The following is a 13,734-nucleotide window of genomic DNA, read 5'->3' as shown; positions in this document are numbered from 1 at the left end:
GATGTCCCTGCTCGAACTGCACCGCAACGGCGGGCGTACCGCGTTCCGGGTCAACCGGCCACCGGTCTCCGGCGTGCTCCGGGGACGGATGCTGGTCTGCTGCCTCGGGCTGGTGGCCCTGGTCTTCGTGGTCTTCTGCGTCGGCATCGCCACCGGGGACTACCCGGTCAGCCCGCTGCGGGTGGTGCCCGCGCTCTGGGGCTCCGGCGACCCCGGTCAGGTCTTCATCGTGCGGGAGCTGCGGCTGCCCCGGGCGCTCACCGCCGTCCTCGCCGGTGCCGCGTTCGCGGTCTCCGGGGCGGTCTTCCAGACCATCACGCGCAACCCGCTGGCCAGCCCCGACATGATCGGCATCAACGCCGGGGCCACCACGGCCGTGGTCACCGGCATCGTCCTCCTCAACGGTGCCGGCCTGAGCCTGCCGACGCTGGGCCTGGTCGGCGGGTTGGCCACCGCCGCCGTCATCTACCTGCTGGCCTGGCGGCGTGGCGCTACGGGCTACCGGATCGTGCTGGTCGGCATCGCCGTCTCCTGGATGTGCGCCAGCGCCACCGACTACCTGCTGACCCGGGCCCAGCTCGCCGAGGCGCAGGCGGCGCTCGGCTGGCTGGTCGGCAACCTCAGCGGTCGCGGCTGGGAGACGGTCGGCCCACTCGGCGCCGCGGTGCTGGTGCTGCTGCCGGCCGGGATGCTGCTCGGGCACTGGACCCGGACCCTGCACCTCGGTGACGAGGTGGCGCGGGGCCTGGGCACCCCGGTGCAACTGGCCCGGCTCCTCCTGGTCGTCGTCGGCGTCGCGATGGTCGCGTTCGCCACCGCCGCCACCGGTCCGATCCTCTTCGTGGCCCTGGCGGCACCACAGATCGCCCAGCGGCTGGTGGGGCTCTCCGCGCCACCGCTGCTGGCGTCCGCGCTGACCGGGGCGTTGATGGTCTCGGCCAGCGATCTGGTGGCCCGATTCCTCATCCCGGACGTCGACCTGCCGGTCGGGGTGGTCACCGGGGCGCTCGGCGCCGCGTTCCTGCTCTGGCTGCTCGTCCGCACCAACCGCGCCGGTTCCGGAGGCTGACATGACCGCGAAGCTGACCCTGCCCGACACCGTGCTCGGCACCGTGCCGGACGCACCGCCGCCCGGACCGGCCGGCCAACCCGAGCTGCGGGCCGAACGGCTGCGACTGGCCTACGGCGACCGGATCGTCGTCGACGACCTCGACCTGGTGGTGCCGGCCGGCCGGATCAGTGTGATCGTCGGCGCCAACGCCTGTGGGAAGTCGACCCTGCTCCGGGCGCTGGCCCGGCTGCTCAACCCGGCGGCCGGCAGCGTCCAGCTCGACGGCCGGGCGATCGGATCGCTGCCGACCCGGCAGGTGGCCAGGCAGGTCGGCATCCTGCCGCAGGCTCCGGTCGCGCCGGAAGGGCTGACCGTTGTCGACCTGGTCGGCCGGGGCCGCTCGCCACACCAGACGTGGTGGCGGCAGTGGTCGCCGGAGGACGAGCGGGCGGTCCGGGAGGCGCTCGCCGCGACCGGCGTCACCGAGCTGGCGGACCGCCCGGTGGACGAGCTCTCCGGCGGGCAGCGGCAGCGGGCCTGGATTGCCATGGCGGTCGCCCAGCAGACCCCGGTGCTGCTGCTCGACGAGCCGACCACCTTCCTCGACCTGTCGCACCAGATCGACGTGCTGGACCTGGTGGTGGACCTCAACCGGCGCGACGGCCGGACCGTGGTGATGGTGCTGCACGACCTCAACCAGGCGTGCCGGTACGCCGACCACGTGATCGCGATGAAGGGCGGCCGGATCGTCGCGCAGGGCGAGCCGTCGAGGGTGATCACCGCCGAACTGGTCGAGGAGGTCTTCGACGTCCGCTGCGAGGTGCGCGTCGACCCACTCACCGGCACCCCGATGATCATCCCCACCAGCCGGCACCACGCCCGCCCCCCGGTGCCGGTCGCCGCTGGCATGTGATTCTGACGGGTCAGGGCATCGGATGCAGGCCCTCGTGCCGTACCGTCCACTGCCCGTCGTCGGGGAAGCCCGGCGTCGGTCGGCCGGCGTCCGCGTCCGCGCCCCGGGCCATCAGCGCGACCGCGGCCAGCAGACCGCCATTGCCGGGCAGGTAGACCGGGAGCGCCGCGGTCTGCCGGTTGTGCCCGTTGGGCAGGTGGCCGTTCTTCGGTACGGGCATCAGCAGCGCGTCGACGGCGGTCCGCGGCTCGCCCAGCCGGGTCGCGGTCATCGCGATCGCCGGACAGTCCCAACCCCAGGTCGACGCCCAGTCCCAGTCGGCCAGCACCCCGTGCAGGGTGGCCCGCATGATCTCCGGGTCGACCAGCCCGGTGGGCGGGACGAGACCGAGCGCGTACAGCATCGACGGATGGTCGTCCCGCACCGTGTACGGCGGCACGTCGACGGCGGTGTAGACACCGTCCCGGACGTACGGCCGGACCAGGCCGGCGGCGACCCGCTCCCAGGACGGCTCCGGGGCCAGTCCGAGCCGCTCCCGCCAGCGCTGCGCGGTCCGCAGCCCCCACGACCAGTACGCCAGCTCGAAGGTCGGATTGCTGAGCTGGTGCCGGAGCTCGGCGTACGACTCCTGTGCCGGCACCAGCGGCGGCCCGAGCTGGTAGCCACGGTCACTCCGGACCGGATGGTCGGCCATGAACGCGGCCGACTCGAAGACGATGTCGGCGTAGCGGCGCAGCACGGTCTCCGGCTCGGCGCTGCTGCGATGGACCAGTTCGGCAAGGAAGATCGGGTGCGGCTGCTGCCAGAGCAGGAACGGCCCGATCGGGCTGGGACTCTCCCGACCGTCCGGGCCGACCTGCTTGGGCCAGCGGGCACCGGCACAGCCCTGCCGGCGGGCGGTCTCCCGGGCCTGCGGCAGGATGCCGGCATACCAGCCGAGGCTGCGTTCCAGCAGGTGGGGCCGGCCCCAGAGCGGGAAGTGCGCCCCGTGCCACCAGTGCATCTCCAGGTGGAACCGGCCGCGCCAGCTGTTCACCATCAGGCCGGTCTCCTGCGGCGGTAGCGACCCGGCGCAGTGCACGGCGGTCAGGTACTGCGAGAGCACCACCCGCCGTTCCAGCTCGATCGCCCGCTGGTCCCGGCTGTCGGCCAGCTCCACGGCGCCGCCACTTCCCCAGAACCCGGCCCAGTGCCGGCCGGAGGCCGCCACCACCTCGGCGTACGAGGGCAGCGCGGTGACCGCCGCCGGGCCGGCACCGGGGGTGAACGCCACCACCAGCTCCAACACCGGTGACCCGGCGGTGACCAGGAACTCGTGCGCTCCGATGTGCAGAATCCGGGCGCCGTCGGGCAACCCGACCGCGACCGAGTACGCCGTGTCGTCGAGGGTCCGGCGCAGCAGCGCCCCGTCCGGGGTGGGGCGGAGCGTGGACGAGTGTGCCGACGGCCGGCTCCAGTCGGCGGCGTTGCTCCACTCCTGTGACCCGTACGGGAAGGCGATCCGCACCGCGAGGCCCTCGGCGAGCAGCGCCGACTCGACGCGTACGGCGAGCAGGTCGCGCTCCGGATGGCAGGCCGTGCCGACCCGCACGGGTGTGCCGGCGAGCCGGAACCGGCTGTCGATCGTCCCGGTCCAGAGGTCGAGCCGCTGGTGCGGCCCGGTCAGCTCGGTCGGCTCCGGTGCCCGGGTGCCGGCCCGGCCGGTGGAGCGGGTCGACCAGACCAGCCCGATCCGGCCCAGGTCGAGCCGGTGCGGGTTGCTCCGCAGCCACGCCTCGGCCGGCGACTCCGGCGCCTCGGCGACGCCGGAAAGCGCGCCGCGCATGTCGACGTACTCGACCGGACCGCGTGGCGTCGGGTATGCCCGCCGGGTCTCGGCGAGGTCGTACGCCCGCCCGCCCGGCACGCTGTGCCAGCCCCACTGCGCCTGGGTGCCGAGCAGCGTGCCGGGCGCGCCGGTGCCGCCGGGGTTGGACAGCGGGTAGCTTCCCGGAAAGGTCTGCAACCCGGTGACGTCGACGGTGTAACAGAACTCGCCGTTGCCGACCGAGAGCGGGGACTCCGGCACGATGCCGGTCAGCTCGACCGCGTGCCGGTCGACCAGGGCCCGGCGGTCGATCCCGGAGCCACCGGACCCGGCCCGGCGGTCGATCCCCGACCCGCCGCGCTCGGCCCACTGGCCGCCGTCGCCGGCCAGAGCCGGCCGCAGGCTCGCGTCCCCCTCCCGGTCGGCGGCGGTCACTTGCCGATCGCCGCCTCGACCTGCTTGACGAACTCGTCGGCGGCGGCGGACGGCGACTTCCGGTCGAAGAGCACCTCGGCGTTGAGCCGCTGCAGGATGAGCCGGGTGTCGGTCGAGCCGGTCGGGCCGATCACCAGCGGCGGCCCTGCCTGCGGGGTGACCCGCTCGATGAACGTCGCCTGCGCGGCCTGGTCCGGGTTGAGCGCCGGCAGCACGGCGGTGAGCACCTCCGAGTTCGCCGGGATGCCCCGGTCGGTCAGGATGAACTTCCCGGCCTCCGGACTGTTCACCAGGAAGTCGACGAACTTCGCCGCCTCCTCGGGGTGCTCGGTGCGGGCGTTGATGGTGTAGAGCTGGGACGCCTGCAACCACATCCCGGGCCGGGCGCTCTCCCCCGGTGCCCGCAGCAGCTCCAGCGGCTGCCCGGCGGCCTTGCGCAGCGACCCGAGCTGGTTGCTCCAGTCGAACTGCATCCCGGCCAACCCCCGGCCCATCAGCGTCTGCTCCGGTGCCGGCTGGCCCGCCAGCTCGGTGGTGACCGAGGCCGCCGGGGTGGCGCCGGAGTTCCGCAGGCCGACTGTCATCGTCCACCACTGTGTGACGGTCTCCCGGCTGATCGCCACCTTGCCGTCCGGGGTGTAGAGCCCTTCGCCGCGCTGCCGGGAATAGAGGTCGAGGACGTCGGCGCTGGTCGGGTCGGCCACCCCGTAGGTGCCCTTGGGCGATTTGGCGGAGATCTCCCCGGCGATCCGGACGAAGTCGTCCCAGGTCCAGGTGCTGTCGTCGGGCAGCGGCACGCCCGCCTTGTCGAAGACCGCCGGGTTCACCACGACCGCGAAGGTGTTCACCCCGGTCGGTACGCCGTACTGCTTGTCGTCGAAGCGTCCGTTGCCGAGCGCCGCGGCGTCGATCTTGTCGGTCGTCAGCTCGTCCTGCACCCGGGCCAGGTCGAGCAGCGCGCCCCGGTCACCGTACTCCCGGGGGTAGGCGCCGCCGAGCGTGATGACGTCGGGGGCGTCGCCGGCCGCGACCTCGGTGGCCAGCTTGTCGAAGTACGCGTTGAAGTCCGACGACGTGCCGTTGACCTTGATGTCGGGGTTCTGGGCCTGGAAGGCGTCGATCACCTTCTGGGTGGCCTGGGCCCGGTCGTTGTTCCCCCACCAGGAGAAGCGCAACTCCACGGGCCCGCCCTCGCCGCCGGAGTCGCCGCAGGCGGCGACGGAGAGCAGCATGGTGGCGGAGAGGGCGACGACACCGAACCGGGTACGGAGGGATCTGGATCTGGTGGCTCTGGCGCTCCTGAATGTGGCTCTCATCGGAACTCCTTCCGAGGCGGTGGGATTGGAACGGTTCACTTGAGGCCCGTCGTAGCCAGCCCCTGCGTCAGATAACGCTGGCCGGCGAGGAAAAAGCCGAAGATCGGCACAAGTCCCACGATGGACATCGCGAAGAGCTGGCCCCAGGCGGTCTCGCCCTGCCCGTCCATGAAGGAGCGCAGCGCCACCGGGACGGTGTAGAGGTCGGGGTTGGTCAGAAAGATGAGCTGGCTGAAGAAGTCGTTCCAGGTCCAGATGAAGGTGAACAGTGCCGAGGTGGCCAGCGCCGGCACGGAGAGCGGCATGATGATCCGCCAGTAGATCCGCAGGTGCCCGCAGCCGTCCATCCGGGCCGCCTCGTCCAGCTCCCTCGGCAGGGAGCGGATGAACTGGACCATCAGGAAGATGAAGAAGGCGTCGGTGGCGAGGAACTTCGGCACGATCAGCGGCAGGCTGGTGTTGATCCAGCCAAGCTGCGAGAAGAGCACGTACTGCGGCACGATCAGGACGTGGATCGGCAGCATCATCGTGGCGAGCATCGCCGCGAAGAGGATCCGCCGGCCCCGGAACTCCAGCCGCGCGAAGGCGTACGCCGCCAGCGAGCAGGAGAGCAGGTTGCCGACGATCGCGGCGACCGCGATCACCGCCGAGTTCCAGAGGTAGTGCTGGAACGGGTGCTCCAGTGCCGTCCAGCCCCCGACGTAGTTGCCGAGGTCGAACTCGCGTGGCCAGATCGACGGGTCCCGGAAGATGACCTCGGTCGGCTTGACCGAGCTGGAGACCATCCAGAGCAGCGGATAGATCATCACCACGCCGAAGACGATCAGCAGGGTGTGTCGGGAGATCCGCCGCACCGGCGGGTCGGCGCGGGCCCCCGGCGACGCGCCGGAACCCGTGGTGCTCGTCAGGTCAGTCACCGTAGAAGACCCATCGCTTGGCGAAGATGAAGTTGACGCCGGTCAGCACCGCGATGACGACCAGCAGTGTCCAGGCCAGCGCGGACGCGTAGCCCATCTCGAACGAGCCGAAGCCGCGCTCGTAGAGGTAGAGCGTGTAGAGCAGGGTCGAGTCGGCCGGGCCGCCGGTGCCGCCACTGACCACGAACGCCTGGGTGAAGCTCTGGAAGGCGCCGATCATCTGGAGGATCAGGTTGAAGAAGATGATCGGGGTGAGCAGCGGGATGGTGATCCGGAAGAACTGCGAGACCGCTCCCGCGCCGTCGACCGAGGCGGCCTCGTAGTACATGCTCGGGATCTGCCGCAGCCCGGCCAGGAAGATCACCATCGGGGCGCCGAACGTCCAGGCGTTCAGCACGATGAGCGTGCCGAGCGCGTAGTCGGGGTGGGCCACCCAGCTCACGCCCTCGACGCCGACCCGGGCGAGCAACTGGTTGACCAGGCCCTCGCTGCCGAAGATCTGCCGCCAGAGGATCGCGATGGAGACGCTTCCGGCCAGCAGCGACGGCAGGTAGTAGACCGAGCGGTAGATGGCGAGGCCGCGTACGCCCCGGTTGAGCAGCATGGCCAGGCCGAGGGCCAGGGCCAGTTGCAGGGGTACGGAGACGAAGACGTACTGGAAGGTGACGAGCATCGACCTGTGCAGTCGGCTGTCCTCCAGCATCCGCCGGTAGTTCTCCAGGCCGAGCCACTCCGGCGGGCTCAGCAGGGTGTAGTCGGTGAAGGAGAGATAGAGCGAGGCCAGGATCGGCCCGATGGTGAAGGCGACCATTCCGACGATCCACGGCGCCAGGAAGCCGTACGCCACCTGGTTTTCCCGGCGACGTGGCCCTCGGATACGCCTGCCCGTGCGATCGCTCATCGGAGCACCCTTCGGGAGAGATCCCCCGCCCACCTTTGTCCGCAGCACCCCACGGCCGGGCCGAGTAACCAGTTTCTAACAAAGCCAACATCAACTGTCAACGGATCGGTCACCAACGGGCCAGTGGTGCGCATCCGCGCAGGCAGATGCTGTGTGATGGCAGAGAAACCGGTTGCTCCCAAGATCGGGTAAGCGGTATCCTCGATCCCACGACGTGGACACCGGACGTCACCGGACGATCGCGCGGGTGTTCATCTGGACGGGCCGCCCGGCGGGCCGCACCTGGGAGATTCGAGATGAGCCTGATCGGAGATCGGCGCGCCGGGCAGCAGCCGGGAGGCGGACCGGCCGGCGGACCGGCGGGCGAGCCCGCCCACGGACCGGCCGGCGAACCGACGGGTCGTGAGGCGCGCTCCGGGCGGCGCAGCGGCGGCCGACGGGAACGCTCCGCCGCCACCATCGGCCGGGTCGCCGAGGCGGCCGGGGTCTCCCGGGCGACCGTCTCCCGGGTGATGAACGGTAGCCCGACCGTGGCGGCCGAACTCGCCGCCCGGGTCCGGGCCGCGGCCGAGGCGCTGAACTACGAACCCAGCCTGGTGGCCCGCAGCCTGGCGTTGGGGCGTACCAGCACGGTGTCGCTGATCGTGCCGGACCTGTCCAACCCGATGTTCCAGGACGTGCTGCGCGGGCTCAGCCACGCCGCGGCCGGCTGCGGCCACCGGCTGCTGGTCGCCGAGTCCAACGAGAACGTCGCCGAGGAGGCGATACTGGCGGTCGAGGCGCGGCGTCGCTCCGACGGGCTCGTCCTCGCCTCACCCCGGGTGCCCGAGGCCGAGCTGCGCGCCCTCAGCGACCGGCTCGCCCCGCTCGTCCTGCTCAACCGCGACCTACCGGGGAGTGTCATCCCGTCGCTCTCGGTCGACTACGCGGCCGGCATCGCCGCGATCGTGGCGCACCTGCGCTCCCTCGGCCACCGCCGCCTGGTCTACCTGGCCGGCCCGGCAGCCAGTACGTCCAACCGGGAACGCCAGGCCGCGCTGCACGCGGGCTGCGCCGCCGAGCCGGTCTGCGCCCTCACCGAACTACCGTGCGGAGCCACCTTCGACGACGGGTACGCGGCGGCCCGGTCGATCCTGCGGACCGGCGCGACCGCCGTGGTGGCCTTCAACGACATGGTGGCGTTCGGCGCGCTCAGCGGCCTGCACGAGCTGGGCATCGGGGTGCCGAGGGACCTCTCCGTGGCCGGTTTCGACGACATCCCGTTCGCCCGCTACACCACCCCGCCGCTGACCACCGCCTCGATCCCCCGCAACGAGCTGGGCCGGCAGGCGTGGGAACGGCTCTGGGCCCTGATGAACGGCGGGCCGGCCGGACACAACGTGCACTTCCAACCCCGGCTGCTGGTCCGGGAGAGCACCGGCCCGGTGCCGGCCGGACGAGGCTAGTCGACGACTACGGCCGGACGGGTCGGAAGAGACGTCGGAAGAGGCGGTGGAGATGACCGGACCGGAATGGATCAGGGTCGACGGGGACCGGCTCGCGGATGCCGACGGGCGGACCGTCCGGCTCGCCGGGGTCGGGCTCGGCGGCTGGCTCAACATGGAAAACTTCATCACCGGCTATCCCGGCACCGAGTCGCAACAGCGCCGGGCCCTGCGCCGGGCGCTCGGCCCGGAGGGGTACGAACGGTTCTTCACGCGCTTCCTGACCGACTTCTTCACCGCCGCCGACGCCGGATATCTCGCCTCGCTCGGCCTCAACTCGGTACGGGTCCCGTTCGGCTACCGGCACTTCGAGGACGACGACCGGCCGTTCACGCTCAAGCCGGACGGGTTCCGATGGCTGGACCGGATCGTCTCGATCTGCGCCGACGCCGGCCTGTACACCATCCTCGACCTGCACGCGGTGCCCGGCTACCAGAACCAGAACTGGCACAGCGACAACCCCACCCACTGGGCGCACTTCTGGACCCACCGGCACTTCCAGGACCGGGTGGTGCACCTCTGGCAGGCAATCGCGCAGCGCTACCGGGACAACCCCGCCGTCGCCGGATACAACCCGGTCAACGAGCCGGCCGACGCCAGCGGCGAGGTGATCGGCCCCTTCTACGACCGGCTGGTGCGGGCCGTCCGCGAGGTCGACGACCGGCACATCCTCTTCCTGGACGGCAACCGCTACTCCACCGACTTCTCGATGTTCACCGAGCCCTACCCGAACACGGTCTACACGGCACACGACTATGCGCTGCCCGGCATCGCCGCCGGCAGCGTCTATCCGGGCACCACCCGGGGCGAGTACTTCGACCGGGCGGCCGTGGAGCGGACCTTCCTGCGCCGCACCGAGTTCATGCGCCGCACCGGCACGCCGATCTGGATCGGCGAGTTCGGCCCGGTCTACACCGGCGAGCCGGAACGGGACGCCTCCCGACTGCTGCTGCTCCGCGACCAGCTCGACATCTACCGGGAGCACGGGGCGAGCTGGGCACTCTGGACCTACAAGGACATCGGGTTGCAGGGACTGGTCCACGCGGACGAGCAGAGCCCCTACCGGCAGCGGATCGCCCCGGTGGTGGCGAAGAAGGCCCGGCTCGGCTCGGACTCGTGGGGCGGATCCGACCGGGAGGTCCGGCACATCCTCGGCCCGATCGAGGAACTCTTCGAGCGGGAGTTTCCGGACTTCGACCCGTACCCGTGGGGGCGCCGGGCCTGGATCAACCTGCTGGTCCGCAACGTCCTGCTCGCCGAGCCGCTGGTCGGCGAGTTCGGCCGCTGCTTCGCGGGGGTGGACCCGGACGAGGCGGAACGGTTGGCGGCCTCGTTCGCCTTCGAGTCCTGCGTACGCCGGGAGCCGCTGGCCGAGACGCTCCGCACCCACCTGGCCGCCGGAGGGTGACGGCGCCGCTCAGGAGAGCGGGACCACATAGGAGTCGACCTGCGCGATCAGGCCGTCCCGGAAGGTGAAGAGGTCGCTGTAGGCGAACCTGAAACGGCCGTTCTCCCGGTGGTGCCCGACGCCCGTGCCGGTGACCACGACGACCTCGCCGGCCTCGACGGTGCGGTCGACGGTGAGTTCGGGGCTGCCCTCGAAGGCGGGGTTCTCGATCTCGTCATCGAACTCCGCCCTGCCGTGCGTGGTGCGGAACCCGTGGATCGTCCAGACGACGTCGTCGGCGAGGCAGCCGAGGATGGTCTCGTGGTCGCTGTGCCGGAAGCCGTCCATGTAACGGTGCACGAGTTGGGTCTGCGGGGTCACTGTCTCTCCCGATCGGTGGCGCTGGTCAGTTCGTGGAGCACGGTGTCGAGCCGGTCGAGGATGCCGGCCAGGCCGGTCCGGGCCTGCTCGGACCGTAGTTCGGGCGGCAACCGCCGCTGGTGGACCAGGAGCGTCGTGCCTCGCCCGCTCGGTCGCAGCCGGATCTCCGTGGTGATCCCGGTGCGCGCCTCGGCGAGGACCAGGCGTGCCGGCGGCTCGACGACCTCGTAGCGAAAGCGCAGTGGACGCCGGCTGCCGTCGGCGCCCTCGGTCTCCAGCGCGAAGGTGCCGCCGACCCGGAGGTCGACGACCACCGAGTCGGGCGGGACGGTGGCGTGGTGGCCGCCCCAGAAGGCGGCCAGGTGCTCAGGGGTGGTGAGGACCTCCCACACCAGCGCGGGCTCGGCGTCGAGATGGCGGCGGGCGATCAGTTGGTCGCCGTCGAGGTCGACCTCGCTCGTCACCGCTGCCGCCTCGTCCGCACGGCCGCCAGGTGCTCTTCGAGGCGGTCGAGGCGCGACTCCCACTCCCGCTGCTGCTCGGCGATCCACCCGCCCAGTTCCCGCATGCGCTCGACGTTCAGCCGGCACGGTCGGCGCTGGCCGTCGACCCACTGCTGGACGAGGCCGGAGCGCCGGAGGATGCCGACGTGCCGGGAGACGGCCTGGTGCGTCAGGTCGAAGGGCTCGGCCAGCTCACCCACTGTCGCGTCGCCCCGGGCGAGTCGGGCGACGATCGCCCGCCGGGTCCGGTGGCCGAGAGCGGCGAAGACGGCGTCGAGGTCGGCGTCGGCAGTGGTTGACACGCTCCGGACGCTATCTGCAACAGGTACGTTGCGCAAGCTTTTCGTTGAATATCCTGCTCGCCTCAACCGTCGTGAGGGTTCTGAGGTGGATCGCGCCGGGCCGGGCGGTCAGGGCTCCCGCATCCAGGTCTTCGGATCGGTAATGAAGATCCCCTTGCCCTGATGGCGGCGAATCACGCGCAGCGCCTCCAGCCGCACGTAGACAAGCTGGATGGTCGACGTGCCGACACGATGATCCGCCGCCATCTGTGCGATTGGCGGCAGCTTGTCTTCCGGCTGAAGCCGCTTTGCTCGCACGCTGGCGACGATCTCGTCAGCGATACGGATGTAGTCGGGCGTCGTCGGCATGGCACTCCTTGCGTGGCACACCAATTCGATCACGAAGCGCCCCAACACGACAACCAATGGTTGACTTAAACGAATATGTCGTTAGAGTTGCCCCTGAGTCGCTCCTTGTGTGGCAACAAGATCGGCTCACTCGGTCGGGGCGGTGTGCACCCGTCCCGACCTGCCAAGTCGCCGGCTCGTTGACCGCGCCGGACGGGTCCCACCACCCGAGAGGATCGACGTGGCCCAGGTGTATCGCGGTGGCCTGCCCAGCGGCGGTTCGCCGGACTGGTTGACGCCGCACGAGATACGTACCCGGCAGTTCACGTCCCGACGCGATGGCGTCGACCGTGAGCAGGTCCGGGCCTTCCAGCTCCGGCTCGCCGACGAGATCTCCGCCCTGCTCCGCGAGTTGACCATGACCCTGACCGAGAACGCCCGCCTCCGGCGCGCGCTACGTGACCGGCCGGGCCGGCAGCCGCTGACCGAGACCGCGCCCGACCGACCGCGCGGCAACACGGGCCGCTGGTAGCCCGTGCTGCCGCGCCCCGGTGACCTGCTGGTGACCGACGGTCGCGCCTCGGTGCAGTTCGCCGGCGGCCGGGCGTTGCTGCGGGTCACCACCGTCTCGACCAGGCCCACCTACCACGACTGGTGCTGACTCAGCAGCTACGTCGTCGGCGCCGACGGCCGGGCGGTCTGCCGCCGGGAGATCTTCGTGCAGCCGGCCGGGCTCCGCCCCGCACCCCGCACGACGGTCCGGCGAGGACGGCGGCCGGGCGCACGACCGCGATGACGCAGCGGGTCGACTCGTCTGCGGCAGCGCGGTCGGTCACCTCAGCCGTGCCGCGATGATCCGCGCACATGTCAGGGAGTCGGTGTGCGTGGTGTCCACCTCGAGGTCGTAGGCGACACCCTCGTGCACCACCTCCGCCTGGGACGCGGCCATGCCCCGGACCCGATCTCCCCGGGCGGCCTCGCGGCTCGCCGCGACCGCGCTCTCGCACCGGACGCCGACCCACAGCACGTCCAGCCCGGCCAGGACCCGCTGCCACCGTTGCTGGGAACCGGCGCCACCGAGGAAGACATCGTCGATGATGACCCCCGCGCCGCTCCGGGCCATCGCGGCGACTCCCGCCATCCACGCCGTCTGGAGCCGCATGAACTGCGGTCCGACGCTCACCCGACCGTCCGGAGCAAACTCGACCCCGGCCTCGTGTGCCCGCATGGACGCCGGCATCATCTCGATGAGCGCGTCGACCCCCGTGCCAAGCCAGGGATCCGGCAGTACCGCCTGCAGAGCTCGGACGATCTCGGACTTACCCGAACTCGACCCACCATTCAGCACGATCACCCGCACCCCCACCACACCCCCACCCTAAATCCACGCCCCCGGGCATCCGACTCTGACAGATCTTGACGACTTGTTGCGCCTCCAGCGACAACAGATCGTCAAGATCTATCCGCACGAGGGTGTCTGGGCGGGGGCGGGTGGGGCCGGTGGGGTGGGTGGGGGCGCTGGTCTTGCAGGGCGGGTGGGCGCCACTACACTGGGTCGGCCGTATTCGTCGACCGGTGAGGTTTTCGGGGATGACCTACTACGTCGAGGTTCCGGTGGACGACGGAGCCACCGTACTCGTCGAGGTGACCAACCAGGTCGACGGCGTCGTACCGGCCGGCCGCAGCCAGGAGGTGATCGCCCGGCTGTCGGAGACCTTCGACGACGCGTTCGACCGGTTCTCCCGGCTGGCCAGGGGCGCGGCGGCACGGGCCCGCGGTGCTGGCGGGGCCGACCGGGTGACCGTCGAATTCGGCCTCAAGGTCGCCGCCAAGGGCGGTTTCGTGGTGGCCGAGACCACCGGCGAGGCACACCTCAAGCTCACCTTCGAGTGGAACCGCCGCGCCGACAGGACACCCGCGACCGCACCGGCGTCCGAGCCGGACGGAAGCACGCCGGACGAGGTGTCGGCGGAGTCGGCCCCGGAGACGACAGCCGGCAGCCTCGCCTGA

16 protein-coding genes are annotated in these 13,734 nt (G+C 71.2%); 7 read left to right on the top strand and 9 right to left on the bottom strand.

Annotated features, from left to right (window positions below; genetic code table 11):
• Position 1: 1 nt before the first annotated feature.
• A complete protein-coding gene (locus ACN28C_RS20460; protein WP_422769146.1) occupies positions 2 to 1,069 on the top strand; it encodes a FecCD family ABC transporter permease in 1,068 nt (355 codons plus the stop codon).
• Between the two features lies 1 nt (position 1,070).
• Positions 1,071 to 1,964 carry an ABC transporter ATP-binding protein gene (locus ACN28C_RS20455; RefSeq protein WP_422769145.1) on the top strand — a complete coding sequence of 298 codons (894 nt, stop codon included), beginning with the start codon at positions 1,071 to 1,073 and terminating at the stop codon, positions 1,962 to 1,964.
• 10 nt (positions 1,965 to 1,974) lie between these two features.
• Here ACN28C_RS20455 and ACN28C_RS20450 read toward each other — a convergent pair whose 3' ends face one another.
• The 4 genes from ACN28C_RS20450 to ACN28C_RS20435 are packed head-to-tail and all read right to left on the bottom strand — an operon-like array spanning position 1,975 to position 7,340.
• Entirely contained in the window at positions 1,975 to 4,206 is a 2,232-nt protein-coding gene (locus ACN28C_RS20450) for a hypothetical protein (RefSeq protein WP_422769144.1), read from the bottom strand.
• The gene (locus tag ACN28C_RS20445; RefSeq protein ID WP_422769143.1) at positions 4,203 to 5,522 is read right to left on the bottom strand and encodes an ABC transporter substrate-binding protein; all 1,320 of its coding nucleotides are present in this window, start codon (positions 5,520 to 5,522) and stop codon (positions 4,203 to 4,205) included. Before ACN28C_RS20445 ends, ACN28C_RS20450 begins: the two co-directional genes overlap by 4 nt.
• A gap of 35 nt (positions 5,523 to 5,557) precedes the next feature.
• Positions 5,558 to 6,439: a carbohydrate ABC transporter permease gene (locus ACN28C_RS20440; RefSeq protein WP_422769142.1), complete on the bottom strand. Its 882-nt coding sequence runs from the start codon at positions 6,437 to 6,439 to the stop codon at positions 5,558 to 5,560.
• Positions 6,432 to 7,340, bottom strand: coding sequence for a carbohydrate ABC transporter permease (locus tag ACN28C_RS20435; RefSeq protein ID WP_422769141.1), 909 nt, complete (start codon positions 7,338 to 7,340; stop codon positions 6,432 to 6,434). Before ACN28C_RS20435 ends, ACN28C_RS20440 begins: the two co-directional genes overlap by 8 nt.
• A gap of 296 nt (positions 7,341 to 7,636) precedes the next feature.
• On the opposite strand from ACN28C_RS20435, the gene ACN28C_RS20430 reads away from it, so the two are divergent.
• Both ACN28C_RS20430 and ACN28C_RS20425 read left to right on the top strand, forming a co-directional pair.
• Positions 7,637 to 8,785, top strand: coding sequence for a LacI family DNA-binding transcriptional regulator (locus ACN28C_RS20430; protein ID WP_422769140.1), 1,149 nt, complete (start codon positions 7,637 to 7,639; stop codon positions 8,783 to 8,785).
• A 52-nt stretch (positions 8,786 to 8,837) separates the two neighbouring features.
• Entirely contained in the window at positions 8,838 to 10,232 is a 1,395-nt protein-coding gene (locus ACN28C_RS20425) for a glycoside hydrolase family 5 protein (protein ID WP_422769139.1), read from the top strand.
• A gap of 9 nt (positions 10,233 to 10,241) precedes the next feature.
• Here the strand turns inward: ACN28C_RS20425 and ACN28C_RS20420 are convergent, their stop codons facing one another.
• From ACN28C_RS20420 to ACN28C_RS20405, 4 genes are all read right to left on the bottom strand, one after another.
• Entirely contained in the window at positions 10,242 to 10,592 is a 351-nt protein-coding gene (locus ACN28C_RS20420) for a nuclear transport factor 2 family protein (protein WP_422769138.1), read from the bottom strand.
• On the bottom strand, positions 10,589 to 11,056 hold the full coding sequence (locus ACN28C_RS20415) for an SRPBCC family protein (RefSeq protein ID WP_422769137.1): 468 nt from the start codon (positions 11,054 to 11,056) through the stop codon (positions 10,589 to 10,591). The genes ACN28C_RS20420 and ACN28C_RS20415 overlap by 4 nt, the downstream gene beginning before the upstream one ends.
• A complete protein-coding gene (locus tag ACN28C_RS20410; RefSeq protein ID WP_422769136.1) occupies positions 11,053 to 11,397 on the bottom strand; it encodes an ArsR/SmtB family transcription factor in 345 nt (114 codons plus the stop codon). Before ACN28C_RS20410 ends, ACN28C_RS20415 begins: the two co-directional genes overlap by 4 nt.
• A gap of 108 nt (positions 11,398 to 11,505) precedes the next feature.
• On the bottom strand, positions 11,506 to 11,745 hold the full coding sequence (locus ACN28C_RS20405; RefSeq protein ID WP_422769135.1) for a winged helix-turn-helix domain-containing protein: 240 nt from the start codon (positions 11,743 to 11,745) through the stop codon (positions 11,506 to 11,508).
• Positions 11,746 to 11,965: 220 nt separating this feature from the next.
• Here ACN28C_RS20405 and ACN28C_RS20400 point away from each other — a divergent pair, with 220 nt between their 5' ends.
• Together ACN28C_RS20400 and ACN28C_RS20395 are read left to right on the top strand one after the other, a co-directional pair.
• Complete coding sequence (locus ACN28C_RS20400; RefSeq protein ID WP_422769134.1) at positions 11,966 to 12,256, top strand: cell division protein DivIVA; 291 nt, start codon at positions 11,966 to 11,968, stop codon at positions 12,254 to 12,256.
• Between the two features lie 3 nt (positions 12,257 to 12,259).
• Positions 12,260 to 12,385: a hypothetical protein gene (locus ACN28C_RS20395; RefSeq protein ID WP_422769133.1), complete on the top strand. Its 126-nt coding sequence runs from the start codon at positions 12,260 to 12,262 to the stop codon at positions 12,383 to 12,385.
• 171 nt (positions 12,386 to 12,556) lie between these two features.
• Here ACN28C_RS20395 and cpt read toward each other — a convergent pair whose 3' ends face one another.
• The gene (gene cpt, locus ACN28C_RS20390) at positions 12,557 to 13,093 is read right to left on the bottom strand and encodes a chloramphenicol phosphotransferase CPT (protein WP_422769132.1); all 537 of its coding nucleotides are present in this window, start codon (positions 13,091 to 13,093) and stop codon (positions 12,557 to 12,559) included.
• Positions 13,094 to 13,314: 221 nt separating this feature from the next.
• Here cpt and ACN28C_RS20385 point away from each other — a divergent pair, with 221 nt between their 5' ends.
• Entirely contained in the window at positions 13,315 to 13,734 is a 420-nt protein-coding gene (locus ACN28C_RS20385; protein WP_422769131.1) for a CU044_2847 family protein, read from the top strand.

It is taken from the genome of Plantactinospora sp. WMMC1484 (genome assembly GCF_049315195.1).
Lineage (GTDB): Bacteria > Actinomycetota > Actinomycetes > Mycobacteriales > Micromonosporaceae > Plantactinospora.
The sequence above is the reverse complement of the archived record's forward strand: the minus strand, read 5'-3'. Positions and strand labels throughout refer to the sequence as shown.